A 26623-nucleotide genomic window follows, 5' to 3' on the forward strand; every position below is an offset into this window, starting at 1 on the left:
TTCGTTCAGAGGGGGAAAAGCCGGAAAGACTGTGGCAGTATGGGCCTCAGGGGCTATTCTGCCCCGTTCAACGGCAATTTTCAGCGGAACACTTCCTTGTTCAATCTTCGCATATTGGCAGCCGCCCTCCTGATGTCGCCCGTTCTTGCCAGCCCGTCGCAGGCCCAGGACATCTATTATGAGCTTGATGGCGGGGTGGTTTCGGGAGGGCTTTATGCCGATGCGATCATGGAACTGCCGGTGCATGAGCTCTTCACCAACACTGCGGTGACCGAAGGCGTTCAGCATTTCGAGGGCCCCTTGATGCGCGATGTGCTGGGCGAGTTGCGGCGGGAGGAGGGAGAACTGGTCATCCTCGGCGCGCTGAACGGCTATGAAATCGAAGTGCCGATGGAGGATTTCCACCGCTTCGACGTGGTCCTTGCCCATAGTATGAACGGCGAGCGGCTAAGCCCACGCGACAAGGGGCCGTATTGGATCGTCTATCCCCGCGATCAGCATCAGGAGTTGCAGGATATCCGCTATGACACCCGCTGGGTCTGGCAGCTGAACCGGATCGAGATCCGGTGACCCGGCTCCCGCGCCAACTGCTCGGGGTTGTCCTGCCGCTTTTGACCATTGCCGTCTTTGCGACCGTGCTGGCATTTTCCTACCGGCAGCTTACGGTTGCGCAAAGCACGCTGCGGATCGAGATCACCCAGAATATGCTCTGGGTAATCTCCCGCGCCGAAGCCGCGCATCTGCGGCTGGCCGAGGCCACGGCCCATGCCGGCACGGGTGACAGGGCCGAGTTGCACGAAAAGCTGGATATCTGGTTCAGCACGGCACGGGTGCTGCTGGATGAGCCGCAGCGCTCGCGGATGTTGCATCTGGGACTGGCTGACACGCTTGCGGCGTTGGAAGAAGCAGGACCACAGCTTGAGGCCGATATTGCCCAGCTGCTGCGGGGCGATGTCTCGGCGAAAGACAGGCTTCAAATGGTACTTCAACCCCTGACACGCCAGCTCGGGCGGGCGGCGAACCGGGCGATGGTGGCGGAATGGAACGACATAGGCGCCCAGCTGGACGAGACCGCCAGCCGGATGCGCCAGATTGGCCTGTCACTCGGGGTGATTGCGCTGGCGGGCGGGGTGCTGATCCTGACGCTTGTGCTGACTGCCCGGTCCTCGAACCGCAGGGCCGCGCAGTTGCAGGCCGAGCGGGCGTTTTCTCAGCTGCTGGTCAGCGCCGGGGATCGCGGCGTCGTGGCTTTCGATGCGGCGGGAAGATGTTCGCTCTGGAACGAGGTGATGGAAAAGCTGCTCGGCACCCGTGCCAGGGATGCTCTCGGGCGGGTGCCGGATGAAATCAGCGGCCTTTTCGCCACGGAACAGGTCGGGGCGCTGCTTTCCGACATCATGGGCGGGCGGGCGCGGGTATCGCTGGACCAACCGGTGTTCGGGCCGGATGGCGGCCCGCCCGCCTATGTCGACCTGATGGGCTTTCCGCTGCGGTCCGAGGGTCAGGTGATCGGCGCTGTGCTGATCGCATCGGATGTGACCGAACGCCATGATGCGCAGCGCGAACTGGCCCGGCACCGCGACCATCTGGAGGCAGAGGTTGCGCACCGCACCGAAGAGCTGGATGCAGCGCTGACGCGCGAACGCGCTTCGCTGGAGATCTACCGCAACTTCGCCGCCATGGTCTCGCATCAGTTTCGCACGCCGCTGGCGGTGATCGATTCCGGTCTGCAACGCCTGATCCGGCGAGGCGGCAGCGCCGATCCGGATGAGATCGGCGAACGCGCCACCCGCGCGCGCGGCGCTGTGGCGCAACTGGTGCGGCTGGTGGAAAGCATTCTTGATGCGGCGCGCCTTGATGCCGGCCAGATGACCCGCAATGCGCACCAGCTTGATATTGCAGAGCTGGTGAAGACCATTGTCTCACGTGAAGGTCAAAGCCTTTCTCCGGTCCATATAGAAACCGGGGCCACGCCCGCCAATGTCACCGGAGATGCCACCCAGATCGAGCATATCCTGCTCAACCTTCTGACCAACGCCCGCAAATATACAGGGGCGGGCCTGCCGATCCGCGTCACCATCAGCGCGGAGGACGGGCAGGTGCAGGTCACGGTGGCGAACCGGGGCCGGATCGTTGCCAAAGACCGGCCGCATGTCTTTGATCGCTACTATCGCGGCGGCGGAGTCGAGGGGATCGGCGGCATCGGCCTTGGCCTTTACATGGCGCGCAGCCTGGCGCGGATCCAAGGTGGTGATCTGGCTTTGCTGGATCCGCCCGAGGATGGAAACGTGGATGAGGTGGTCTTTGCGCTTACCCTTCCCGCAACCGACCCGGAAAGGAGCGACAATGCGAGGATCTGACGATAAAGGGTTGATCCTTTGCATCGACGATGAGGTCGACCTGCTGCGTGATCTGGCCGAGGAACTGCGCGAGGCAGGCTATGGCGTGATCGAGGCCAGCAACGGGGCCGAGGCTCTGGATCAGCTGGAGGAGGTGCAGCCGGACCTGATCCTTTGCGATATCTCGATGCCGGGGATGAATGGCCACGCGTTGCTGCAAGCGGTGAAGGCTGCGGGCGGAAGCAATGCGGCGGCACCCTTTGTCTTCCTGACCGCGCTGGCGGAACGGGAACAGATCATCGAGGGTAAGCGCCTCGGTGCCGACGATTATCTGATCAAGCCGATCGACTATGACCTGATGCTGGCCACGGTCGAGGCACGGCTGCGCCAGATCCGGCTCTGGCCCGCGCGGGCGGCCATCCCCATACCATGGGCTGCTTCTGACCGGCCCGAGGCGCTGGCGGTTCTTGATCTGCTGGCGGTCGGCGTCATCCTGACCGATGCCGGGCGCCGGGTGCATTTCGTGAATGCGGCGGCCAGAGGCATCCTGCAAGATACGGGCGCGCTCATCACCGAAGGGGCGCTCAGCGCCACAGACGACAGCGAAAGCCGGAAGCTCGGATCATGGCTGCAGCAGATCGCGCAGGAGGGGCCGGACAGCGGTGTCAGCCCGCTCGCCCTGCCCTGCCCGGACGGAGAGCGAAGCCTTTCTCTGCTCGGAGTGCCGTTTCAGGCGAATGGACACGCGGCCCGGATCGCGATCTTTCTCGGCGACCGCCAGAAGCCGCCGCTGCCGCGCGCCGAGACGCTTTCCGCGCTCTATGGCCTGACCCCGACCGAGGCCCGGATTGCGCTGCTTCTCGCCAGTGGAGACAAACCGGCAGCCATTGCGACCGCCCTCGGCGTCTCTGCAACCACCGTCGCCTTCCATCTGCGCAACATATTCGAGAAGACGGGTGCAGACCGGCAGGCGACGCTGGTCGGTATCCTCTTCGCTTGCCCGGCGATATCGGAAGCGTCATCGCTTCCTGTTGCCGAGGTCAATCGAACAGACCGCTGCGGCACCGAGTGAACGTCCGGACGTTTGCTCAATGTTTTCCTGCTCCTTCAAGCAGTTTCAGAAAAGCCTGCCTCACATCTTGCGGTAGCGCAAAATATGCCTTTAGCAGGTCGCTGAAATAGTCGCTGAGCCGGAACGCTTTCCCGTCATCGGGTCCGGTTCGACTGATGGGTCATGTCTGTCGGCGCGTCCACGGCTCGCTTCTGTGTCCATGTTTCCCTTCATGCCCCCAGCGAAGGCCTCCAGGAGCCGCAGGATCTGGACATATTCGCGCCGCCCCTGGCGGTTCATCCGCACCTCCATCAGGCGGCGCAAGGTGGCGAACTCCTCCGGCAGGTCCCAGCCCTGCAACGGGGCCGCCTGATCCAACGCGTTGATCTTCTGCTCGATCAGCGGAAGGTAATGAATCGGGTCGAAGACGAGTTCATCGCGATCCCAGCATCGGGGATGCGGGCGATCACCTCACCGCGGCAGCCGATCACCACCTCATGGATGTATCCCCGGATCCAGACATCCTGATGGCCGTGCGCGACCGGCACCGAGTAATCATTGGTCTTGTAGCGCACCAGAGATTGCGACGAGACCCGGCCATTGTCCTGGTCGCAGGCATCGAACGGCGCCGCCGGGAGGGCGCGCATCCCAGCAAGGTCACGTTGCAATCTCTCGCCGATCGTCTCGCTTTCGCCCCGCAGGACGGCACGCTGACGTTTGAGGCATTGTTCCTCCAGCCAGAGGTTGAACGCCTCCCAAGTGTCAAACGCCGGCATCGGCACCATGAAGTTGCGCCGCGAGTAGCCCACCAAGCCTTCGACATTGCACTTATCGTTGCCCTTGCCAGGCCGGCCATAGCGATCCCGGATCAGGTAATGCGACAGGAACCCGCTGAACAGTGATGCCCGCTTGCGCGTCCCGTCCGGCAGGATCTTTGCCACCAGGCACCGGTCGTTGTCGTAGAGCACAGACTGGGGAACCGCGCCGAAGAACGCGAAGGCATGGATGTGGCCATCCACCCAGGCCTCGGCCACTGCTGCAGGATAAGCCCGGACATAACAGCCATCGCTGTGCGGGAGGTCCAGAACGAAGAAGTGCGCCTTCTGCTCAACACCACCGATCCGGACCAAAGCCTCGCCGAAGTCGGCCTGAGCGTGACCCGGCGGATGCGACAGCGGCACGAACACCTCCTGGCCACGTCGTTCCCGCTCCCGGATGTAGTCTTCGATGATCGTATAGCCGCCGGTGAAGCCACACTCATCGCGAAGCCGGTCAAACACCCGCTTCGCTGTATGCCGCTGCTTGCGCGGCATCGTTCGGTCCGCTTCCAGCCAGCCATCGATGATCGGGAGGAACGGATCGAGCTTAGGACGTCGGATCTCCGCCTGACGTCGATAACCCGGCGGAACCGAAAACGACATCATCTTCCGAACCGTGTCCCGCGACACGTTGAACACCCGCGTCGCTTCCCGCTGACTCATGCCATCCGCACAAGCCTGACGAACTCTCAGATATAGCTCCACGCTGTAAATCCCCACGCCCTCCCTGCAAACGCAGAAAGGGAAAAGTGGACGACTTTTAAACCGCCCGCAGCCGCATCATGCCGCCGCTTCCGTGGACGAATTTCGCACCGCCGTTCTCATACTCAAAGGGCGCAGGTAATGAAGCCCTGCACCCCTTGTATGACATCGCAATCTACTTAGGCAGATCTTAAGTTCTGACTCAATGGGCCTGCTAATAGGACATTCTCTAGAAAATAGTCCTACCGGGGCGCGCCAATTGGCTGGATATAGGTCACGATCGAGTTTGAGGGCAGTTCCAACGCCTCTGCGATGGCCTGCCGGTTGGCTGCGCCACCAATCAGGCAGGTGCCCAAGGCTTCGGCAACGCAGGCCAGATAGACATTTTGCGCTGCGACTGCTGCATTGACATGCGCACCCACAGCCAGAGCCTGATCGTCAGCACCTTCTGCGGCTGCGCGCAACTTTTCGCCGTCCGAGACGTAAATCAGCAGGGCGGGTGCACGCGATACAAAGGCGCTGTCCGAGGAAATCGCCCGGATATCCGTATCGCTTACCTTGTCCAGGGTGTTCGTCTCATGGGCATGTCTGAACAGCCCCTCGGCGGTCGCGAGGTAGATCACTGTATCATGCCCCGACCGCCAGGAAGGCGCGGTCTGGCCGCCGCTGTCCGGTCGGTTCACGCCGTTTGCTGCCCAAAGCAGCCGCAACAGGGCATCCTGCGCCACAGGGGCCGAGCCGAAACGTCGCACGGATTGGCGGCCCTCAAGCGCTGCTTGAAGTGTCACATCCCCGATGGCGGCGGATGCTGGAACGACGGTGGCGGCCAGCGCCATTGGGGCTGCGGCGGATGTCGCCAGAAAGCGACGGCGGTTCAGGTCATTCATGGCTTTCTCTCCTCTTTGAAACTGTTCAGCGCCACTGCAGTGACAGCGCACGCAGCACATCGGTACGGCTGACCTGTCCGAGTAGCCTGCCTTCTTCGACCACCGGGAAGCGGCGGAAGGCGGACTTGACGAACCGCTCCGCGGCAGAAACGAGATCCAGATTTGCGTCAAAGACCTCAAGTTCAGTCGACATCAGATCGGCAACCGTGCCGCCCCATTCTTTGTAATAGGCGGCGGAAAGCGCAGCTTTCAGACCATCGCGCTTTGAGAGTACCCCCACGAGATTGCCTTCGTCGTCCAGGACGCATGCGCCGGAAACTCCGGCATCGAGCAGGGTCGTGATGGCACGGATGATCTCAGTCTCCGGGCTCAGGGTGACCAGGTCGGTCACCATGTAATCCCTGACGCGGGCGATCGTGTCACTCATGCTTGTCCCCCTTTCTTTTCGGGCAGGCGTGACAGGCGTTCTGACAGGCAAGCCCGCCGCACGATCCCCTGATCGGCGTACGCCGGAACATGACGCCCAAGCTCAGCCCCAACATGGCAAGAGCAAAGATCAGTAATGTGAACACCAGTGTCTGCATCGCCGGCTCCTATCTTATCAGACGTGCGGCGAATGCCGCGTTATGGCGTGCGCGTAACCCATTGCCGTCGCGGATCAGGAAAAGCGCCCCAAGGTTCTGGGCCTCTGCAAAGGCGATCCCTTGGTTTTCGCCCATCACCATCAGCGCGGTCGCCATCGCATCGGCGCGCATCGCATCGGGGGCAATGACGGAAACCGAGGCGATGCCGTTCGACACCGGTTGCCCGGTTGCAGGGTCAATCACATGCGACCAGCGCCGCCCGCCATGATAGAACCCGTTGATGGCATCGCCCGAGGTCGCCACGGCATTTGAGGACAGGCGGATGCGGCTATGCACACTGCCCGTCAGCGGATTGAGGATACCAACGGGCCAATTGCCATAGGCACGGATTTCGCCGCCGATTTCGACGATGAAATCATCTGTTTCCTGCGCCAGTATGTCCGTCAGTTTGTCCACTGCAAAACCTTTAGCGATGCCGCAAAGATCAAGCGTTACCGGCGCGTCGGCTGTCAGCTGGCCCCCCTCGCAGCGGATGGCCTGCCACGCGCCTGCGCGGAATGTGCCCCGGATTGGGCCAAAGCCATAGCGATGCACGGCGGGACCCACGCTGGGGTCGCAGGCTCCGCCGCTCGTAGCAGCCACCGCTAGTGCGGCCCGCGTCACATGTTCGAAATCCACAGAAACCGAAATCGTCCGTAATCCGGTATTGAAGCGTGACAGGGCGCTATCCGGGAGAAAGGGGCTCATCTCGGTATCTATGGCGGTAAGAGCGGTGCGAATGCGGTCGGTAATGGCAACCGGATCGCGTAGCACTGCAGAAATGACGGTCCAGGTGGTGCCGAATGCACGCCCCGAAAGACGGGTTCGGCTGCCTGCGAATGCCGGCAGCGGCAGGCCAGCAAGGGCGATCCCGAACAATACGCTGCGGCGGGTCGGTCGCATCGGCTCAGATCCCGAAATCGTCATTGTGAATGTCCTCCGGTTCGACACCGCAATCGTCCAGCACGGCTCGCACCGCTTGGATCATCAGGGGCGGGCCGCAAAGATAGTATTCGCAATCCTCGGGGGCAGAGTGATCCTTCAGATAACTGACATAGGCCACGTCATGCACGAACCCGGTGGCGCCTTGCCAGTCGTCACCTCTTGAGGGTTGCGACAGTGCGGGCGTCCAGCGGAAATTCGGATGTTGCCGGGCGAGTTCTTCGAACTCATCGGCATAGAACAGCTCTGCCTTTGAGCGAGCCCCATACCAGAAGCTGATCTGACGCCCGGTCCCGGCGCTAAGCTGTTCATGGATCATCGCCCGCAATGGTGCCATGCCGACGCCGCCGCCGATAAAGACCATCTCTTTTTCCGTGTCTTGCACGCGGAATTCGCCGTAGGGACCAGCGATTTCGACCACATCCCCCGGCTTCAAACCGAACAGCCATGACGAAACAATCCCGGGCGGCACATCTGGATTTCCGGGTGGCGGCGTTGCCAGCCGGATGTTCAGTACGACCGAACCCTCGTCCTGCGGACGTGAGGCGACCGAATAGGCGCGCGAGACCGGCGCTGCGGACTGTGCCACAAGATCAAGGATGCCCAGCCGTTCCCATTCCTCACGGAACGCTGCGGGCTGGTTGATATCGGAATAGGCGCGACGATAGGTAGGGGCGGTCACCTGAACGAAGTTTCCCGCTTGGAAATCGAATGAGGCACCTTCGGGCAGAGCCAGGGCGATTTCGCGGATCAGGGGCGTCAGACTGGTAATGCTAGTTACGCGGCAGATATGGCTGACCGAACCCAGCACGTCCTCGGGTACGTTTACGGCCATATCTCCGCGCACCGTAACCTGACAAGCCAGCCGCACGCCTGCTCGCAGATCTGCAGGGGAAAGCCGCGCAGTCTCGGTCGCCAGCGGCCCCTGCGTGCCGGTGACGCCCGAGACCCGGCATAGGCCACAGGTGCCCTGTCCGGCACAGCCAGATGGGACAGGCACGCCGGCCCCGTTCAGCAGGTCTAGCAGTTTCTCGTTACTTTGCCCGTCGATCCGGCGCTGGCCGTTCAGGGTGAGCACCACTGGGCGTGAGGGCAGCAGCTGGGCGCGGGCTTTCTGTAAGGCCCAGGCCAGCAGGATGGTCAGCCCGGTCAGAAATATCAGGGCGAACAGGATCTCGGTCACGGCAGACTGACCCCCACGAATGCGGAAAAGCCCATCGACATGATCCCGGCGACTATGAAGGCGGCGCCAAGCCCTTCGAGCCCACGCGGCATATCAGCATAGCGCAGCCGCTCGCGAATGGCGGCAAATGCGGTGATCGCAAGCGCCCAACCAATGCCGGTGCCGATACCGTACACCGTGCTTTGCGTCAGATCGTAGTCACGCTCGACCATGAAAAGACTACCGCCAATGATCGCGCAGTTGATGGCCAGCAGCGGTAGATAGATCCCCATGGCGGCATGCAGCGCGGGCGCATAACGGTCCAGAACCATTTCCAGCACCTGTACCATAGCGGCGACGATGCCTAGAAAGGTAATCAGTCGCAGGAAGTTCAGATCGAGATCGCCAAATCCGACCCATGCCAGCGCGCCGGGTGCCAGTACCCACGCGTAAAGCAGGTGATTGAGAGGCACCGACAGACCCTGCACCACGATCAGCGAGATGCCGACGCCAAAGGCAGTCTTCACCTGCCGTGACACCGCAAGAAAGGTGCACATGCCTAGGAAGAACGACAGTGCGAGGTTTTCCTCAAAAATGGAACGCTGGAAGAGGTCGATCATGACGATGCCTCCGATCCGGTATCGCGTGGGGCGAAATCAGGTTTTTCGGCCAGTCGCCCGCGCCAGCTGCGCAGGGCCCAGACCAGGAGGCCAAGTATGATGAACGCCGAAGGGGCCAGCAGCATTAGTCGCAGCGGCACGAACCAGCCGCCCTGCGCCTGAGTGATCAGGATCTGTGTGCCGAACAGGCTGCCTGCGCCGAACAGCTCGCGGATGAAGGCCACGCTCATCAGCACGAGCGAATAACCAAGCCCATTGCCAAGCGCGTCGATCATCGAGGGCAACGGCGGGTTATGCATAGCATAGGCCTCTGTCCGACCCAGAACTATGCAGTTGGTCGCGATCAGCGACACGAAAACCGTCAGCCGCTGGCTCATGTCATGGGCGAATCCCTGCAACAGCAGATCGGCCAATATCACCAGTGTTGCGATGATCGTCAGTTGCACGATGATCCGGATCTGGTTCGGAATATGGCTGCGCAGGGCCGAGATGAGGCCCGCCGCCAGAGTCACCACCACGGTCAACGCGACCGACATGGTCAGCGCCGTCGCCATCGAGGTCGTCACCGCCAGCGCCGAGCAGATGCCGAGGATATGGACGGCGACCGGATTCTTGTCGATCAGCGGATCGGTCAGTTGCTTCACAGCCCGGCCTCCCCTTTGCGCAGATTGTCCATGAAGGGGTCTGATGCCGGAGAGTGCAGAATCCTACGCTAAGGCCGTTTGGTCATCTTTTGGGCCACCTGTATTCACCGGTGAGAAGGATGTGCGCCCACCCGAGGGGTGAAATATGCGCCAGAAGGTTTGCTGAGCAGTCCAAACCATCACTGCGGCGACTATCGACAGCGTGACCGAGATGTCTGGTGTTCCAGTAAATGATGATGGCGGCGAGGAGGTTCAGCCCGGCCATTCGGAAGTGCTGGCCTTGGGCTGTTCGATCACGGATTTCACCTTGGCGCCCTATGCGCAGGGCGTTTTTCAGCGCATGATGCGCTTCGCCCTTATTCAGGCCGATTTGGGCACGGCGTTGCATGTCGGCATCCAGCAGCCAATCGATGATGAACAGCGTCCGTTCGATCCGGCCGATTTCGCGCAATGCGACCGCAAGTTCATGCTGTCGGGGATATGCAGCGAATTTTCGCAAGAGTTGGCTTGGCGGCATCGCGCCCGCCACCATGGTGGCCGCTGCGCGTAGGATGTCGGGCCAGTTCGAGCTGATGACAGGTTCCCTGACCTTGCCGCCGATCAACCCCTTCAATTCTTTCGGGCAGGATGCCGGATTGAAGAGGTAGAGGCGCTTGGATGGCAGATCCCGGATGCGGGGGATGAACTGAAAGCCCAGAAGGGCAGTGACGGCGAAGACGTGGTCGGTAAAGCCGCCCGTGTCGGCATACTGTTCGCGGATTTTCTGACCTGCGTCTGTCATCAACAGGCCGTCCAGGATGTAAGGGGCCTCGTTCACCGTGGCCGGGATGGTCTGGGTGGCGAAAGGGCCGAACTGGTCAGAGACATGGGTATAGGCTTTCAGACCGGGTTCATGGCCGTATTTGGCGTTGATCAGGTTCATCGCCTCGCCCTGGCGCGTGGTCGGGAAGAATTGCCCGTCGCTCGAAGCGGTCTGCCCTGCGCCCCAAAACCGGGCCATCGGCAAGGCAGATTGACCTTCGATCACCATGGCCAAGGCGCGTGCCATCGCCTCGCTTTCCACATGCCAGCGCGACAAGCGCGAGAGCTGGAAATAATCATGGGTGTTCGTGGCCCCAGCCATTTTGCTGAGGCCAAGGTTCAGCCCCTCAGCCAGCAGCACGTTCAACATGCCGACCCTGTCTTTGCATGGAACGCCGGTGCGCAGATGGGTGAAGGCCTCGGTAAAGCCGATCTCGTCATCCACTTCGAGCAGGAGGTCTGTGATCCTGATCTCTGGCAGGCGGTTGTAGAGATCGAGCACCATGGCATCGGCCTCTTCGGGGACAGCGGCCGTCAGACGGTCGATCTTGAGCACGCCATCTTCGATAGAACCTCCCGGAATGGCACCCGCCCTGGCGGCGCGGGCCAGTCGTTCCAAGCCATCTGCTAGGCGAGATTTTCGATCCGCGAGCCAGAGCTCCGGTTCAAACGGCATGGCCAGTTTTGGCGTGGCCCTGGCAACTTCCGTCGGAACCAGCGCGTCCTTGAGATCACCATACCGGCGGGAATGTGCGAGCCAGATGTCGCCGGCACGGAATGCGTCGCGTAGGTGGCACAGGACCGCCACCTCCCAAAGCCGGTTCCCATCGTCGTGATTCAAGTGTCGATGCCATTTCGAAGCCCGGCGCAGAAAGGTCAGTGGCCGGGTAGTTGTCGTTTCCGTACCCGCGACGATGTCGGCGGCGGCAAGCAACGGTTCGGCCACCGGGGCCGCCTGAATATCGAGCGCCCGGAGCATGCGCGGCGCATAGCGTCGGAAGCGATGATACCCGTGAACAACATGTGCCAGTGGATCAGCCGCCAATGTGTCGGTCAGTTGGGCGGCGGTGGAAACAAGCCCCCTCAGCGATGACCAGCCTCCGGCGTTTTGAATGGCCTCGATCAGGGAGGCCTGATCTTCATGTGCTTCCAGCAGAGCTGATCCAAAATTTGAGAAGCCCTGCAAGGTGTCTTTCAAAGCAGCCTTGGCGTCATCTGCCCGAGCATCGCATACGCGTTTCGCCTCGCGCCACGTCTTCCCCACAATCCGGTCATGGCTTTCGACCACGGCATCGGCAATGGCACTGCGCCATTCCAGAGCGCAGACCGCGAGGATGGCAAGGCGGCGGTCGCCGGAGATATCCCGCAGATCTCCGGCGAAGTAACGTTCACCTTGCCGTCGGAGGCGCGCGATACGGTGGGGCGGCACACCCGACAGGACGGTTCGGTCCACGGCCATGGTCTGCAAGAATTCCAACCGGCCGAGCAGCCGGTTCATGTCGGCCGAGTTCTGGCCCACCTCAAACTGGCGCAGCCAGACAAAGCGGGTGACAGAACCGTCCGCCATTTCCGTCAGCAAGGCGTCAAGTCGGCTGCACATCTCATCATCCAGCCGGTCGGCAATCCGAGCGTCGATCCGTCGCTCTGCAGCAACGAGTGCATCCGCGCAAAGGCGTTCGATAACCGTGATCCCTGGGAGAATGGTCTGGGTCGCCCGGCATTGTTCCACGAAACGCCGCGCCAAGTCCTCGTTCGACCGGGCAGTTTCGGCTGTTCTCTCCAGCCAGGCCTTCAGGTCGCGCGATCCTCGGCCAGTGAACATCTTGTAGCTATAGAGATCCCGCAGGGCCGCCAGATGTTCATGACGCGTTTCTTCGCGGCTTGCATATCCAGCCAGATCGTCTGACTTCAGCCCAAGCTGTGCAGCCAGGAAGCGCGTGATCTCCATTGGAATGACCTCGCCCGGGGTCAACAACCGACCGGGATAGCGCAATGCGCAAAGCTGGAGAGCAAACCCAAAACGATTGTGGGGGCGGCGGCGGGCGCGGATGATTTCCAGATCGTCGTCCGCAAGGATGTAGTGGCGCAACATCGCCGTTTCATCGATCGGAAGATCAAAAAGTACTGAGCGCTGACGCTCGGTGAGGATAGTACGATGCGCCATATTTCTTTTGCTTTCTACATATGGTTTGCGTATTGATGATTAAGATATTGAATAAGGAATTGTTCGGATGGCCGAAAGCGCGCCGCTTTCCAGAACACCTCAAACGAACGTTTGTGAAACATGCTGATCGGCTATGCGCGGGTTTCGAAAGCTGACGGCAGCCAGTCCCTCGACTTGCAACGAGATGCATTGATCGCGTCCGGCGTCGAGGAGGACCAGATCTACTCAGATCTGGCGTCCGGCAAGAAGGATGACCGATCCGGTCTGGAGGCCTGCCTCAAAGCATTGCGTGAGGGGGATGTGCTGATCGTGTGGAAGCTCGACCGCTTGGGGCGCAGCCTCCACCACCTTGTCAAAACCGTCAGCATGCTGTCCGAGCGTGGCGTTGGCCTCAAAGTTCTCACCGGGCAAGGGGCGCAGATTGACACAACGACTGCGGCTGGAAGGCTTTCATTCGGCATCTTTGCTGCGCTTGCCGAATTTGAAAGCGAGTTGATCCGCGAACGCACGATGGCGGGGCTCCAAGCCGCCCGCGCGCGCGGCCGAAAGGGAGGAAGAAAGTTTGCGCTGACGAAAGCGCAGGTCCGCATGGCTCAGGCCGCAATGGCTAGCCGCGACACATCGGTTTCAGAACTCTGTAAGGAATTGGGGGTCAAACCGGTCACACTCTACCGATATGTCGACCCGAACGGCAATCTACGCGATTACGGGAAACGGGTTCTCAGCGCTTAGCGTAGGATTCTGCACTCTCCGGCATCAGACCCCCCTCAGATCGAACACTGCCCAGAGGGTCCCCGTCACCGCGATGCAGAGAAAACCGCCCGCCACTGGCTCCGGGATCGAATAGCGGCGCAGGAGGTCAAGGTTCAGCGTCAGGATCTTGCCTGCGATCAGCAGGACCACGGCGAGATTGAAAGATAGGAAGGGATGTACCGAAAAGAAGGACACGCGGTCGGGCCTGTCATGATATTATCAACTGTTGTTGATTTTTTGCTTTGCCCCGGATCCCCGCCCCGGTCAAGGGCGGGTCGATGCGCTTGCCTCAGGCGGTGGTGTGAAATCCATTATCGGCATAGATCACCGATCCGCTCATCGGGCTCGCGGCCTCGGTGGCCAGAAAGGCCGCCAGCGCGCCGATCTCTTCAATGCTCACCAGTTTGCCGGAAGGCGTGCGAGCGCGAACCTCATCCATCAGCGCATCGAACCGCCCGATCCCCGAGGCGGCGCGGGTTTTGACCGGACCGGTGGAAAGCGAATAAGCCCGGATCCCCTCACCTGCCAGATCGGCGGCGGTATAGCGGACCGAGGCCTCCAGCGCGGCCTTGACCGGACCCATGAGGTTGTAATTCTCCACCACCCGATCCGCGCCGTAAAAGCTGACGGTGATCAGCGCACCACCCGCCCGCATCAAAGGCCGCGCCAGCCGCGCCATGCGCAGGAAGGAATGGCAGGAGACATCCATCGCCGTCGCAAATCCCTCGGCCGAAGCATTGACCACGCTGGTCTGCAGGTCCTCTTTTGGCGCGAAGGCAATGGCATGCAGAAGAAAGTCGAGCCGCCCCCATTCGGCGGTGATACGGTCAAACACCGCTTCCAGCTGGCCCGGCTCGCGCACATCGCAAGAGAGCAGCAAGTCTGCGCCCACCTCTTCGGCCACCGGCGCCACCCAGGGCCGCGCTTTTTCATTCAGACAGGTCAGCGCCAGCTCTGCCCCTGCCGCGCGAAAAGCCCGGGCGCAGCCGGCGGCAATGCTCACCTCATTCGCCACACCGACCACGAGGCCGCGTTTGCCCGTCAGATCAATCATGTCTCTGTTCCCTCGCTTGCTGCTTCGCGGGCGATGATGCTTTCCTCATCGGTCGGAATGACGAGGAGTTTCACGCGGCTGGTTGCCTTGCTGATCCGACGCAGACCCGCCGCATTGGCCTTTGGGTCAAGATCGGCCCCCACCCATGCCAGACGCGCGGCCACGCGGGCGCGGATGTCGGGCTGGTGTTCACCGATCCCTGCGGTGAAGACGATGGCATCGATGCCGCCCATGCTGGCGGCCAGCCGCGCCACCTCGCCCGCGATGCGCAGGCAAAAGAGGTCGATTGCCTCCGCAGCCTCGGGGCGCGGACTGGCCATCAGCTCACGGCTGTCAGCCTCGAACCCCGACACGCCAAGAAGGCCGCTTTCACGGTAAAGCATGGACTCGACCTGTTTCAGGCTTTGCCCCATTTCGCCCATCAGATGCAGGATCACGCCGGGGTCAAGTGCGCCGGAACGTGTCGCCATCGGGATGCCGTCGAGCGTCGAGAACCCCATTGAGCTGTCGATGCTGATGCCGGCATGAATGGCGCAAAGACTGGCGCCGCTGCCCAAATGCGCGGCAACGACCTTCGCCTCAGGCCCCAGATCGCCCAGCTGTCCGGCGATATAGTGGTAGGACAGCCCGTGAAAGCCGTAGCGCTTGATCCCCCGGTCATAAAGCGCGCGCGGGATCGCAAAGCGGCGCATCAGGGGCGGGTTGGTCGCGTGAAAGGCCGTATCGAACGAGGCCGTCTGCGGCACGTCCGGGTAAAGCGCCCGCATTACCCGGATCAGCGCGAGGCTTTGCGGCTGATGCAGCGGCGCCAGCCTCGCCAGCGCGTCGATCTGCGCGATCACCTGATCGGTGATCCGCGCCGGGCCTTTGAAGACATCGCCACCATGCACCACGCGGTGCCCGATGACGGCGAGCCGCGACAGATCGAACTGCTCTGCCAGCCAGGCGAAGGCCTGGTTCAGCACCGCCGTCAGGTCGCCGGGATCAGCGGTGATCGGGCCAGTCAGGGTCTCACCATCCCGTTTCAGGCGGATCGCAAAAGGCTCATCGCGGAAGTCGATCACGCCCGAGGCCAGCGGGCGCGGCCCGGCGATCTCCAGCGCGTAAAAGCCCAGTTTGATGGTCGAAGACCCGGCATTGAAGGTCAGGATCAGATCGCGGGTCATGCATTCGCCTCCGCCTTGCGGATCGCGACCAGTTTCGCCAGCGCGGCCGAGGCGATACGGGCCGACAAAGGATCGGCGCGGCTGGTCAGCACGATCGGCACCCGCGCGCCCAGCACCAGCCCCGCCGCCGTCGCCCCTGCGAAATAGATCAGCTGTTTTGCCAGCATATTCCCGGCCTCAAGATCCGGCACCAGCAGGATATCGGCCTCTCCTGCCACCTGCGAGACAATGCCCTTGGTCGCCGCCGCCTCCGGGCTGATCGCATTGTCAAAGGCCAGCGGCCCGTCGACAAGCGCGCCGGTGATCTGGCCGCGTGCGGCCATCACCGTCAGCGCGGCCGCGTCCAGTGTCGCGGGCATCATCGGGTTGACGGTCTCGACCGCCGCCAACACCGCGACCTTCGGCTGATCGCGCCCCAGAAGCCGCATCAGATCGACCGCATTCTGGCAGATGTCGCGCTTCTGCTCCAGGGTCGGCGCGATATTGATCGCGGCATCTGTCACGATCACCGGCTTGCCATAGGCGGGCACATCCATAGCGTAGACATGGCTGATACGGCGTTCAGTGCGCAGGCCCCCGGTCTTCGAGACCACCGCCGCCAGCAACTCATCGGAATGCAGGCTGCCCTTCACAAGCACCTGCACCTCACCGCTCGCCGCGAGTTCCACCGCCCGCGTCGCCGCCGCATGGCTGTGCTCCGTCTCCTCGATCCGGAAGCCATCGAGCGAGACCCCGGCCTCCACTGCGGCTGCGTGGATCTTTGCGCCGGGACCGATAAGAACCGGATCCAGCAGCCCCTCATCCCTCATCTCGACCGCGCCCAGGATCGCGGATTTCGAACAGGGATGCACCACCGCCGCCCGCACCGGCGGCAGGGCCCGGGCCTCTTCGATAAAGCCCTGCCAGCGTCCTTTCGGCAAGATGACCGCCTCGGGAAGGTGCCCGGGCACCCAGGTCAGTTGCTCAACCGGCGCCAGCACCAGCGCTTCGCCCGAAAGCACCACCTCGCCACGCTGATTGCGGGCGGTGGTCGCAAGGCGGACACGGTTCTTACCCTCGATCAGTTCGACCACCTCGACCTCGGCGGTGACAGTATCGCCAGGCGCGACCGGTTTCAGAAAGCGGATCTGCTGGTCGAGATAGATCGTCCCCGGCCCGGGCAGGCGGGTGCCAAGCACCCCCGAGATCAGCGCAGCCGTCCACATGCCGTGGATTACCACATGACCAAAAGGCCCATGCGCGGCGAAGCCGGGATCGAGATGGGCGGGGTTCGCATCACCCGAAACGGCTGCGAACAGCGCGATATCCTCGGGGCCGACATGGCGACTGAGGCTGGCACGGTCGCCGATCTTCATCTGGTGGAACAGATGGTTGGTGAGGTTATGGCTCATCATATCACCTTTGAAAAACATACGTGCCGGGCGCATCAGCCAGCGCCTTACCCGTGGCGGGCGGCGCTGCGGGCGCGGAGGAATGTGCGGCAAGCCAGGCCTGCCAGGGGGTCCACCAGGACCCCTCGGTGGGAGTATTGGCGTCGCTCCAGACCTCGGGCGGCAAAAGCGCATCGCCATGGGCGCGGGTCGCCAGCCGGAAGCTTCGGCGCGGATGGCCGGGAGGAGACACGATCCCCGCATTATGCCCGCCCGAAGTCAGCGCGAAAGTCACCTCGCAATCGGTGAACTGGTGGATCTTATAGACCGATTTCCAGGGCGCGACGTGATCGCGCTCGGTCCCGACCGCAAAGACCGGCACCCGGATGTTTTGCAACAGAACCGGCTGACCCCCGGCGGTGAAGCGGCCCGAGGAAAGCTCGTTTTCCAGATAAAGCCTGCGCAGATATTCGGCATGCATGCGGTAAGGCATCCGGGTGCTGTCGGCATTCCAGGCCATGAGATCAGTCATCTCCGCCCGCTCGCCCATCATGTAATCGCGCACCATCCTGGACCAGACGAGATCATTCGAGCGCAACAACTGAAACGCCCCGGCCATCTGATCGGCGGAAAGATAGCCGCGGTTCCACATTATGCTTTCAAGGAAATGCAGCTGGCTCGGGTCGATGAACAGCGCCAGCTCGCCCGGTTCGGTGAAATCGACCTGCGCGGCGAGCAGCGTCAGCGAAGCGAGGCGCGCGTCCCCCTGCCCCGCCATCTCGGCCGCCGCAATCGACAGCAAGGTGCCGCCCAGACAATAGCCGGTGGCATGGATTTTCTGATCGGGCACCAGGCGGGTGATCTCATCAAGCGCCGCCATCACGCCTTGTTGCCGGTAATCCTCCAGCGTCAGATCGCGGTCCTCTGCGCCCGGATTGCGCCAGGAAATCGCGAAAACCGTATGGCCCTGCGCCACCAGCCAGCGGATCAGCGAGTTTTCCGGGCTGAGGTCGAGGATATAATATTTCATGATCCAGGCCGGCACAATCAGCACCGGCTCGGGATGCACGGTTTCGGTCACGGGCGTGTATTGGATCAGTTCGATCAGATGATTGCGGAAGATCACCTTGCCCGGCGTTACCGCCACATCGCGGCCCGGCGTGAAGGCATCGGCCCCCTCGGGCGGCGCGTGCGAGATCTGGCGGGTCGTGTCTTCCAGCCAATTCTGCCAGCCCTTCACAAGGTTCATGCCACCCGTGGCCCAGGTCCGCGCCAGCACCTCGGGATTGGTGAAAGGATTGTTCGAGGGCGAAAACATATCGAGCATCTGCTTCGCAGCAAAGGACACCACATCCTCGTGGTGCTTCGTGACGCCAGGCACCTCATGGGTGACGTTATGCAGCCATTGCTGTTGCAGCAAAAACGCCTGCGACATCCAGCTGAAAGGCGGTTTCGCCCAGGCCTCATCTGCGAAACGGCGGTCGCCTGGCAATGGCATGATCACCGGCGCGGCCCCGGGATCCATCGCGGAAGACATCAGATGCGCCAGCAGGCGCTGCCATTTACGCCCCGCCTTGACGCCAAGTTCCGCCTGCTTGCCGGGTGCCTGGGCCAGATGAAAGGCCCAGTCGGCATAAGCCATCATCAGTGAACCGGGCGAAATGCCCCCCGTAAGCTGGCCCGAAAGCGCCTCGCGGATACGGTCAAAGGCCTGGAAGGCCTCGATGCCGAGAGCTTCCTCCGACGAAGTGTCCTGGCGGTCTGATTTCGGGGGAAGTGCCATCTCGCGTCTCCAGCTTTGCCGGCAGAGGTTAACACAGGGTTATCAACACATGTTGATCGAGATCAAAGAGTGTATGACTTTTCCTTTGCACACTCATTGCGTGTAGCACCCTATGCAGGAGACATATCGCAATGAGCAGTCAAACCGCTGCAGAAACCACCGCCGGGTTCAACAGTGACCCGCTGTCTCTTCCCCGTCAGATGCTTGAGGCCGCCCGGAAGAGCGCAATCCTCGCGCCGCAGATCTGGCAGGAAGGCTGTGCGATTTTGGCAGAGGCGGCAGATGAGCAGGCAAAGCTTCTGCATCTGCTGGCAAGCGCGGAATCGCCGGTCGCGACCTCGGCGATTGTGACGGATTACTGGCAAAACAGCGCGCAGCGCGGCTTTGAGGCGATGACGCGGTTGATGACGCTCGCGCCGAAATCGGCCTGACCGGCACCCGGTCACTCGGCCAGTGCTCCCCCTATACTATTGAGCGCGCCGCCGAACTGATTGAAGACGAAGGCCCCGGCCTGTCTGATTTCGCCGAATAACGTCACATCGGCTGCGGTTCCGGCCTCGCCGGAAATCAGGCCAACATAGCGGCTATGGGCGGGATCACGGGTCTCGACTTCGGTGATATCGATAATGCGAATGCCGCTCTCTACGGCGAGGCGCTGGATCGCCGGATCATGCACATCGGCAAGGCCAAGCCGCATCCGCCGTGCCGCCAGCCGGGAGGAGATCTTCAGCGCCGGATCATCCGATGCGACCAGAACCGTGATCGGATGCCGCATCTTTCCAACGCTCGCCATCTGAGCACGGAACAGGTCGATATCGATATCCGGCGCGGCGAGGATCAGCTCGATCCGATCCAGCACATCGCCCCGCCCGGCAAGGCGCAGCTGCACCAGTGTCTCCATCGTCAGCCGCGCGCCCATGCTATGGGCCAGCACCGGCACCGGTTTTGACACTGACCGGTCCTTTGTCAGAAGCCGCAGCAGATCGGCCAGCGCCGCGCGCGAGAAATCAGACGCATCACGATCAGCCAGGTAGGCGCCCGCATTGCCCGCCGAGGGCCAGGTGAAGAGGATCGGTTCCTCTTCCATATGTGCATCGACCGAAAGCTGCGCAGTGCGGAACAAGGCCTCGTGAAAGCGGGTGTTGAAGCCGTGGATATAAAGCCCAACCCCTTCGCGCGGCAGGCGCTTTGCGAAACCCTCGCGGCTGAGCGGTGTCTGGCTGCGCACCACAAAATTCCGGGCGGCGCTGCTGCTGCGATCCGGCCATTCGATCTGCCCCGGCTGATGCCCCGGCGGCACCGAGACTTCATAGGACAGCCAGCCCGGGCTGGCGGCGCGGGTGGCGCCATAGCTGCCGGGCGTCTGCGCCTCGGGCGCGCGGGTTGTCACGGCAAGAACCCTGACGATGCGGGCCCCCGCAGGAGGCTGTGAAGTGTCAGGGGTCAGAACCTCGGGCCCCGGACGGGAATTGCAGCCCGCAAGCGCCAAAGTCACGATCAGGAGTATCCGGGGTAGCATCCGGCCTCACCTCAGGAATTTACGGAACCGGATCAGCGCCAGCCGGAAGAGCACCACGCCGATCGCCGCCAGTGCAAGGAACTGCGGCCAGACCACATCCAGCCCCGCACCACGAAACAGGATCCCTTGCGAGAGGATGATGAAATGCGTGTTCGGAGCTGCGAGCATGATGGTCTGGATGATCTCGGGCATGGATTCCCTTGGCGTCATCGCGCCCGACAGCACCTGCAGCGGCAAAAGTGCCATCATGAGAAGAAGCGCGAATTGCGGCATCGACCCCGCAACGGTCGCAAGGAAAATACCAAGGCCGGTCATGGCGAAGACCATCAGCACCGCGCCCGCAAGAAACAGCAGGACGGAGCCCTGTACCGGCATCGCCATCAGCCCCTGCACCACCATGACCAGCGAAAAGGCGGAGCCCAGCAGCACCACCAGCCCCATCGACCAGATCTTCGAGAACATGATCTCGGTCGCGGTGACGGGCATGACCAGCAGATGCTCAACCGTGCCATGTTCCTTCTCGCGGATCAGCGCCGCCCCGGTCAGCACCAAAGACAGCATGGTGATCGACTGGATCACGCTGGAAATCGCCCCGAACCATTTCGGATCAAGCGAAGGGTTATAGCGCGCGCGCAGCGCCAGATCGACCGGCAGCGCGGTCGCGGCCCGGTAGCCTGCGACATATTCCGAGACCTCTGACGACACGATCTGCTGGATATAGCCGCCGCCGGTAAAGGCCTGGCTCATCCGTGTCGCATCGATATTCAGCTGGATCGCCGGGCTTTTCCCCGCCAGCACATCACGCGCGAAATCCGGCGGGATGTTCAGCGCGAAAGTGTCGAGGCCCTGATCCATCCGCTGATCCATCCCGGCCGTGGTGATCATCTGCGGTTCGACAAAATAAGGCGGGTAAAAGGCCGAGGTGATGCGCGAGGAGAGATGCGACTGGTCCTCATCCACGATCGAGATCGCGGCATTGGTCAGCGCCTCGGGCGCGGCATTTGACGAGGTCCAGACCGAAAGCGAGAAGGAATAGACGATCAGCACCAGCATCACCGGATCGCGCCAGAGCCCGCGCAATTCCTTGACGCCCAGATTGAAGGTGTTGCGCAGGTTCATCCGCCCCTCACTTCGCCTGTTTTTGCAGGAAAATCGCCGCCAGCCCAATGATCACCGGCACGGCGATCCCCATGGCCAGCATCGGCCCGGCCAGCTCCGCCAGCCCGAAGGCCTTGGAAAACGATCCGCGCGCGGCGGTGATGAACCAGGTCGAGGGGTAGATCTCACCCAGCACCCGGCCAAAGCCCGAAAGCGACGAGACCGGATCAATCAGGCCAGAATAGCTGACTGCCGGGATCATGGTCAAAAGCGCGGTGGCGAAAAGCGCCGCGACCTGGCTTGCGATAAAGACAGATACCAGAAAGCCAAGTGCCGTGGTCGCGGTGACATAGATCAGCGCCGAAAGGGTGAAGCCGAGGAAACTTCCGTTGAAGGGCACCGCAAAGAAGGTGACCGCCATCGCCATCATCAGGAAGAAGTTCAGCATGGCCAGCGCGATATAGGGAAGCTGCTTGCCGATCAGGAATTCCAGCCGCGTCACCGGGGTGACGTAGAAATTGATGATCGAGCCCAACTCGCGTTCGCGCGCGACCGACAGCGTGGTCAGGATCGCGGGGATCATCAGCAGCAATAGCGGGATGATCGCCGGCACCATCGCATTCAGGCTGCGCACATCGGGGTTGTAGCGGTAGCGGGTCACCAGATCGAAACTGCCGCTGGTCGCCGCATCGCCGTAAAGCTCGCGTGCCTGCCGCATGATCCAGTCGCCATGCATGCCCTGGACATAGCCCTGCACCGTATTGGCGCGGGTGGGGTTCGCACCGTCAAACCAGGCGCCGACCTGCACATTCCTGCCCGCCGCGATATCGGCGGCAAAGCCGGGCGGGATCTCGATCGCGAGCGCCAGTTCCCCCGACCGCATCCGGGCGTCGATCTCATCGTAGCTCGCCAGGGCTGGCTGTTCGATGAAATAGCGCGAGCCCGCGATATCGGCGATATAGCTGCGGCTGGTGGTGGACTGGTCGCGGTCAAGAACGGCGAAGGTCAGATCCTCGACATCCATATTGATGCCCAGCCCGATCACGATCATCAGCAGGAGACTGCCGACCAGCGCCATGGTCAGCCGGATCGGGTCGCGCTGCAATTGCAGGCTTTCGAGGCGAGAGTAGCTGAGCAGGCGCCGCAGGCTGAAACCGGATTGCGGTGCGGGATGCGCCACCCCGGCTGCCGGGGTCGGGGTCGACGGGGTCTCAGGCCTGGGTGCCGCCTCGCCAATCGCCTCTTCCAGATAAGCGATGAAAGCATCTTCCAGCGTGGCGCAGCCTTTGGCCCTAGTGATGCCCTCGGCGGTATCCGAGACCAGAACCTTGCCCGCATGCATCAGGCTGATGCGGTCGCACCATTCCGCCTCGTTCATGAAATGGGTCGAGACAAAAATCGTCACGCCATCCTTGCGTGACAGCTCCGCCAGAATGCGCCAGAAACCATTGCGCGCCACCGGGTCCACCCCCGAGGTCGGTTCGTCGAGGATCAGGATCTCGGGCGCGTGGATCATCGCGACCGCCAGCGAGAGCCGCTGGCGGATGCCCAGAGGCAGCGCCTCGGGCAGGCTGTCGGTCACATCGCCCAGATCGAAACGGGCGATCATTTCCTCGACCCTGGCGGGGATCCTCTCTGCCGCCATATCAAAGAGCCGCGCGTGCAGATCGAGGTTCTGCCGCACCGTCAGCTCGGAATAAAGCGAGAAGGCCTGGGACATGAAGCCGACCCGGCGGCGCACGGAAAGGTCGCTCGCGTCGACCTCCTGGCCGAAGAGTTTCGCCCGGCCCTCACTCGGCTCCAACAGCCCGGTGAGCATCTTCATGGTCGTGGTCTTGCCGCAGCCGTTCGACCCCAGAAAGCCGAAAATCTCGCCCTTCGGGATGCGGAAGGACACATTGTCGACCGCGACGAAATCGCCGAAACGCTGGGTCAGCCCCTCGGCCTCGATAGCGATCGCGCTGTCACCGCCCGCGCGCGGCGGGATCACAACGGCACTGTCTTCCCCCTGGTCTTCCTCGGGCAAAAGCGCAATGAAGGCCGCGTCAAGCGTATCCGCCCCGGTCCGCGACAGCAGATCCTCTGTGGTGCCGGTCGCCAGCACCCGGCCCGCATTCATCGCCACCAGCCAGTCAAACCGCGCGGCCTCTTCCATATAGGCGGTGGCGGTGATGACGCTCATCCCTGGCCGCGTTATGCGGATGCGGTCGATCAGATCCCAGAACTGGCGGCGCGAGAGCGGATCGACGCCGGTTGTCGGCTCGTCGAGGATCAGGAAATCCGGATCATGGATCAGCGCGCAGCACAGACCCAGTTTCTGCTTCATGCCCCCCGAGAGCTTGGCCGCCGGACGCGCTCGGAACGGCGTCATGCCGGTCGCGGCCAGCAGGTCGGTGATCCGGCGTTCGCGTTCCGCCTTGTCATGACCGAAAAGCGAGCCGAAGAAATCGAGGTTCTCTTCAACCGAAAGCGTCGGATAGAGGTTCTTGCCCAGACCCTGGGGCATATAGGCGATGCGGGGGCAGACGCGGTTACGATGCGCCACATCGCGCATATCGCCGCCCAGCACCTCGACCGTGCCGGCCTGGATCACGCGCGCGCCAGCCATGAGGGACAAGAGGCTCGACTTCCCCACTCCATCCGGCCCGATCAGCCCGACCATCCGGCCCGAGGGGATCTCCAGCGTCACATCGTCCAGCGCCGTGACCTTGCCATAGCGCAAGGTCAGGCCAGTGACCGCGGCAACGGCGCCAGAAACGGGCCCGGTCATTTCACGACATTGGCGAGGAAGTCGGGCCAGGCGGCATTCGGGTCAAGCCGCAGATAAGCCATGCCCGGCAGGCCGGTTTTGACATATTCGATATGGCGCGAGAGCAGCTCGGGGTCGATGCGGGCGCGCACGCGGAACATCAGCTTTTCGCGCTCGTCTGCAGTTTCGACCGTCTTCGGCGTGAACTGCGCCACATCGGCGACATAGGAGACCGTGGCCGGGATCACCAGTTCCTGCGCCGCATCCATCACAAGGCGCACCTCGGATCCCACCTGCACCCGCCCGACCTGCGAGGTCGGCAGGAAAACGGTCATATAGACATCGCCCAGATCAACGAGGCTGAGGATCCGCCCGCCCGACCCCACAATCTCGCCCTCCTGGGCGATGCGATACTGGATGCGCCCGCCGCGCGGCGCGGTCAGTGTGGCATCATCGAGCGTGGCCTGGATCGCATCAATCGAAGCCCTCGCCGCCTCAACCGCTGCGCCTGCATCGACTACCTGCGCCTTTGCGCTGCTGACACCTGCAAGCGCTGCCGCATGGCTGGCTTCGGCCGAGGCCACCCCGGCGCGAGCCTGGGCGTCCCGGGCGCGGTCATCATCGAGCACCTGCTGCGAGATGGCATTGCTCTTCGCCAGTTGCTCGGACCGCTCCAGTCTGAGCGACGCCGCCTCGGCGACCGAGCCTGCCTGGTCAACGGCCGCCAGGGCCGCACGCTCCTGCGCCTCGGCCTGGGCGACCAGTGCTTTTGCGGTCTCTACCCCGATTTCCGCACGGGCCAGCTGCGCCTCGGCCTGGCGTTTTTGCGCGTTCAGCTGCACCACATCCATCTGCACCAGCACATCGCCTGCGCTGACGAGATCACCCTCGGCAGCGGTGATCTCGGCGATCCGACCGCCGGTCAGCGCCGCGATATCCACCTCGGTCGCCTCGATCCGACCATTGGCGCTGGCAAATCCGGCAGGCAGTGCGGCAGGCTGCAGCCGGTCCCAGGCCAGCCAGCCAAGCGCGGCGATAACGGCAAGGCCGCCCAGAATAATGGTGTTCCTGCCGGGGTTTGCCATGACCTGCCTCTGATGCTTTGCTGATGGGAACTTTGCGCCTGTCCCGTTGCGGTTTTCACCCTGCGCTCGCCCGCTGTCAACGCTTGATGACACGGCAGAAATCTGTATCTCTGTTACAAAATTTAGCTGCTGGTTGTTCGCTGGCGATAAAACAGCTAGACAACATGCCCCGGGCAGGGCCGCATTGTGCTGCGCCTTTGCTCCGAGAACATTCACAGTTTCTTCGCGTCAGAGTCACCGGACGAACACGAACCGCCTATGCCAAGGTCCCTCACCTCAGCCAACATGACCGGCCGTGCGCCGGGGCACACAACCGGGAAAGAACGCATCCTCACATCGGCGATGCTGCTTTTTGCACGGACGCCCTATTCCGATACCAGTCTGCGTGACATCGCCACCGCGGCCGGGGTTGATGTAGCCTATGTCCATCGCGCCTTCGGCTCCAAGGCAGAGATTTTCCGCCAGGCGCTGCTGACGCTTGGGCCACTCGACGACATCGCGGCAGGAGAGCCGGATGGCGCCACCATGATCAGCCGGATCTGTGATTTGGCCTTCCTGCGCAATCCGAATAGGGTGGAAGACGTAAGGCCGTTGCATCTGCTTATCCAGTCCAGCCTGTGTGGCGAGGCGCGGGCGATCATCGCGCAATTCATTGATTCGTCGCTGGCTCTTCCGCTGAGCAGGGCCTTTGGTCATGCCGATGCGGGAAAGGCACATTTCGCCCTCAGCCTTCTAAGCGGCTTCGTGACCCATCGCGCCGTTCTCGGGCCGGCTGATCTGCTGGCAATCCCCGAAGCGGTTCAGCAACGCATGCTGCAAACCGCACTGATGAATGCGATGCTGGACCGGAGCGATCCAGGCATCCAAGGGCAGATAAATTAACGGAATTTCCAGAAGATCTGTAAGCGTTGCATCTGACCCCTGCCACGAGCTCTGAATACCGATTTGCGACGATGTCATGCTGCCCCGAACACGGAGGGCAGCATGACCGAAGACGATCCACCCTTCCAGCCATTCGGCTTTTCGATTCCCATCCGTTCGACCGGACGCCGCATCTGGGCTTCGAAAGATCACCGTCCTCGCCTGACATCCGATGCATTCACGTCCGAGGCGGGGTGAGCGATTTGATTCTTCCAACAGACTATCCCATCGAAAACCTGAAGGGGCGCTTCCGTATCGAATAGTGGCGGATCGCAAGTTTAAACTGACCAACCTGCCCTGCGTAGGCCGGGTGGGCCCTGATGCGTACGCCTCGTTCAGCGAACGCAAAGCATGCTGGTGCCCAGATCTTTC

At 62.3% G+C, this 26623-nt stretch carries 24 protein-coding genes and 1 pseudogene; 7 read left to right on the plus strand and 18 right to left on the minus strand.

Annotation, left to right across the window (positions count from 1 at the left end; genetic code table 11):
* Positions 1-132 precede the first annotated feature (132 nt).
* The 3 genes from JCM7686_RS23100 to JCM7686_RS23110 are packed head-to-tail and all read left to right on the plus strand — an operon-like array spanning position 133 to position 3411.
* The gene (locus JCM7686_RS23100; RefSeq protein ID WP_236635923.1) at positions 133-570 is read left to right on the plus strand and encodes a molybdopterin-dependent oxidoreductase; all 438 of its coding nucleotides are present in this window, start codon (positions 133-135) and stop codon (positions 568-570) included.
* The gene (locus JCM7686_RS23105; protein WP_020952712.1) at positions 567-2360 is read left to right on the plus strand and encodes a sensor histidine kinase; all 1794 of its coding nucleotides are present in this window, start codon (positions 567-569) and stop codon (positions 2358-2360) included. Before JCM7686_RS23100 ends, JCM7686_RS23105 begins: the two co-directional genes overlap by 4 nt.
* Positions 2347-3411 carry a response regulator gene (locus tag JCM7686_RS23110; RefSeq protein ID WP_020952713.1) on the plus strand — a complete coding sequence of 355 codons (1065 nt, stop codon included), beginning with the start codon at positions 2347-2349 and terminating at the stop codon, positions 3409-3411. Before JCM7686_RS23105 ends, JCM7686_RS23110 begins: the two co-directional genes overlap by 14 nt.
* 222 nt (positions 3412-3633) lie before the next feature.
* Here the strand turns inward: JCM7686_RS23110 and istA are convergent.
* The 9 genes and pseudogenes from istA to JCM7686_RS23150 all read right to left on the minus strand — a co-directional run.
* Positions 3634-4913, minus strand: a pseudogene (gene istA, locus JCM7686_RS23115) (IS21 family transposase); the annotation flags it as partial.
* A 239-nt stretch (positions 4914-5152) separates the two neighbouring features.
* Positions 5153-5797, minus strand: a complete 645-nt coding sequence (locus JCM7686_RS23120) for a nitroreductase family protein (protein WP_020952716.1) — start codon at positions 5795-5797, stop codon at positions 5153-5155.
* Positions 5798-5822: 25 nt separating this feature from the next.
* On the minus strand, positions 5823-6224 hold the full coding sequence (locus tag JCM7686_RS23125) for a CBS domain-containing protein (protein WP_020952717.1): 402 nt from the start codon (positions 6222-6224) through the stop codon (positions 5823-5825).
* On the minus strand, positions 6217-6381 hold the full coding sequence (gene nqrM, locus JCM7686_RS25145) for a (Na+)-NQR maturation NqrM (protein WP_148292724.1): 165 nt from the start codon (positions 6379-6381) through the stop codon (positions 6217-6219). The genes JCM7686_RS23125 and nqrM overlap by 8 nt, the downstream gene beginning before the upstream one ends.
* A gap of 9 nt (positions 6382-6390) precedes the next feature.
* The gene (locus JCM7686_RS24240; protein WP_020952718.1) at positions 6391-7347 is read right to left on the minus strand and encodes an FAD:protein FMN transferase; all 957 of its coding nucleotides are present in this window, start codon (positions 7345-7347) and stop codon (positions 6391-6393) included.
* A complete protein-coding gene (gene nqrF / locus JCM7686_RS23135) occupies positions 7328-8545 on the minus strand; it encodes an NADH:ubiquinone reductase (Na(+)-transporting) subunit F (RefSeq protein ID WP_020952719.1) in 1218 nt (405 codons plus the stop codon). Before nqrF ends, JCM7686_RS24240 begins: the two co-directional genes overlap by 20 nt.
* Positions 8542-9144 (minus strand): NADH:ubiquinone reductase (Na(+)-transporting) subunit E, encoded by a 603-nt coding sequence (gene nqrE / locus JCM7686_RS23140; RefSeq protein ID WP_020952720.1) that lies wholly within the window; start codon positions 9142-9144, stop codon positions 8542-8544. Before nqrE ends, nqrF begins: the two co-directional genes overlap by 4 nt.
* A complete protein-coding gene (locus JCM7686_RS23145; RefSeq protein ID WP_020952721.1) occupies positions 9141-9788 on the minus strand; it encodes an NADH:ubiquinone reductase (Na(+)-transporting) subunit D in 648 nt (215 codons plus the stop codon). Before JCM7686_RS23145 ends, nqrE begins: the two co-directional genes overlap by 4 nt.
* Positions 9789-9870: 82 nt before the next feature.
* Complete coding sequence (locus tag JCM7686_RS23150) at positions 9871-12753, minus strand: Tn3 family transposase (RefSeq protein ID WP_013496756.1); 2883 nt, start codon at positions 12751-12753, stop codon at positions 9871-9873.
* Between the two features lie 120 nt (positions 12754-12873).
* On the opposite strand from JCM7686_RS23150, the gene JCM7686_RS23155 reads away from it, so the two are divergent.
* Entirely contained in the window at positions 12874-13485 is a 612-nt protein-coding gene (locus JCM7686_RS23155) for a recombinase family protein (RefSeq protein ID WP_013496757.1), read from the plus strand.
* A 24-nt stretch (positions 13486-13509) separates the two neighbouring features.
* Here JCM7686_RS23155 and JCM7686_RS23160 read toward each other — a convergent pair whose 3' ends face one another.
* From JCM7686_RS23160 to JCM7686_RS23180, 5 genes are all read right to left on the minus strand, one after another.
* A complete protein-coding gene (locus JCM7686_RS23160) occupies positions 13510-13701 on the minus strand; it encodes a sodium/glutamate symporter (protein ID WP_020952722.1) in 192 nt (63 codons plus the stop codon).
* Positions 13702-13795: 94 nt separating this feature from the next.
* Complete coding sequence (gene fabI / locus JCM7686_RS23165; protein WP_020952723.1) at positions 13796-14560, minus strand: enoyl-ACP reductase FabI; 765 nt, start codon at positions 14558-14560, stop codon at positions 13796-13798.
* Complete coding sequence (locus JCM7686_RS23170; RefSeq protein ID WP_020952724.1) at positions 14557-15726, minus strand: acetate/propionate family kinase; 1170 nt, start codon at positions 15724-15726, stop codon at positions 14557-14559. Before JCM7686_RS23170 ends, fabI begins: the two co-directional genes overlap by 4 nt.
* Entirely contained in the window at positions 15723-17117 is a 1395-nt protein-coding gene (locus JCM7686_RS23175; RefSeq protein WP_020952725.1) for a bifunctional enoyl-CoA hydratase/phosphate acetyltransferase, read from the minus strand. The genes JCM7686_RS23170 and JCM7686_RS23175 overlap by 4 nt, the downstream gene beginning before the upstream one ends.
* Before the next feature lie 4 nt (positions 17118-17121).
* Complete coding sequence (locus JCM7686_RS23180) at positions 17122-18879, minus strand: PHA/PHB synthase family protein (protein ID WP_020952726.1); 1758 nt, start codon at positions 18877-18879, stop codon at positions 17122-17124.
* Positions 18880-19010: 131 nt separating this feature from the next.
* On the opposite strand from JCM7686_RS23180, the gene JCM7686_RS23185 reads away from it, so the two are divergent.
* Complete coding sequence (locus JCM7686_RS23185; protein ID WP_020952727.1) at positions 19011-19310, plus strand: hypothetical protein; 300 nt, start codon at positions 19011-19013, stop codon at positions 19308-19310.
* 11 nt (positions 19311-19321) lie between these two features.
* Here JCM7686_RS23185 and JCM7686_RS23190 read toward each other — a convergent pair whose 3' ends face one another.
* The 4 genes from JCM7686_RS23190 to JCM7686_RS23205 are packed head-to-tail and all read right to left on the minus strand — an operon-like array spanning position 19322 to position 25330.
* Positions 19322-20398 (minus strand): alpha/beta hydrolase, encoded by a 1077-nt coding sequence (locus JCM7686_RS23190; RefSeq protein WP_020952728.1) that lies wholly within the window; start codon positions 20396-20398, stop codon positions 19322-19324.
* A 6-nt stretch (positions 20399-20404) separates the two neighbouring features.
* Entirely contained in the window at positions 20405-21517 is a 1113-nt protein-coding gene (locus JCM7686_RS23195) for an ABC transporter permease (protein ID WP_020952729.1), read from the minus strand.
* A 7-nt stretch (positions 21518-21524) separates the two neighbouring features.
* Complete coding sequence (gene rbbA, locus JCM7686_RS23200) at positions 21525-24266, minus strand: ribosome-associated ATPase/putative transporter RbbA (protein WP_020952730.1); 2742 nt, start codon at positions 24264-24266, stop codon at positions 21525-21527.
* Positions 24263-25330, minus strand: coding sequence for an HlyD family secretion protein (locus JCM7686_RS23205; protein ID WP_020952731.1), 1068 nt, complete (start codon positions 25328-25330; stop codon positions 24263-24265). Before JCM7686_RS23205 ends, rbbA begins: the two co-directional genes overlap by 4 nt.
* A gap of 258 nt (positions 25331-25588) precedes the next feature.
* Here JCM7686_RS23205 and JCM7686_RS23775 point away from each other — a divergent pair, with 258 nt between their 5' ends.
* Together JCM7686_RS23775 and JCM7686_RS25095 are read left to right on the plus strand one after the other, a co-directional pair.
* A complete protein-coding gene (locus JCM7686_RS23775; RefSeq protein ID WP_084621331.1) occupies positions 25589-26212 on the plus strand; it encodes a TetR/AcrR family transcriptional regulator in 624 nt (207 codons plus the stop codon).
* Positions 26213-26314: 102 nt separating this feature from the next.
* On the plus strand, positions 26315-26449 hold the full coding sequence (locus JCM7686_RS25095) for a hypothetical protein (protein WP_268935177.1): 135 nt from the start codon (positions 26315-26317) through the stop codon (positions 26447-26449).
* The last annotated feature ends 174 nt before the right edge of the window (positions 26450-26623 follow it).

This window comes from Paracoccus aminophilus JCM 7686, from assembly GCF_000444995.1.
Lineage (GTDB): Bacteria > Pseudomonadota > Alphaproteobacteria > Rhodobacterales > Rhodobacteraceae > Paracoccus > Paracoccus aminophilus.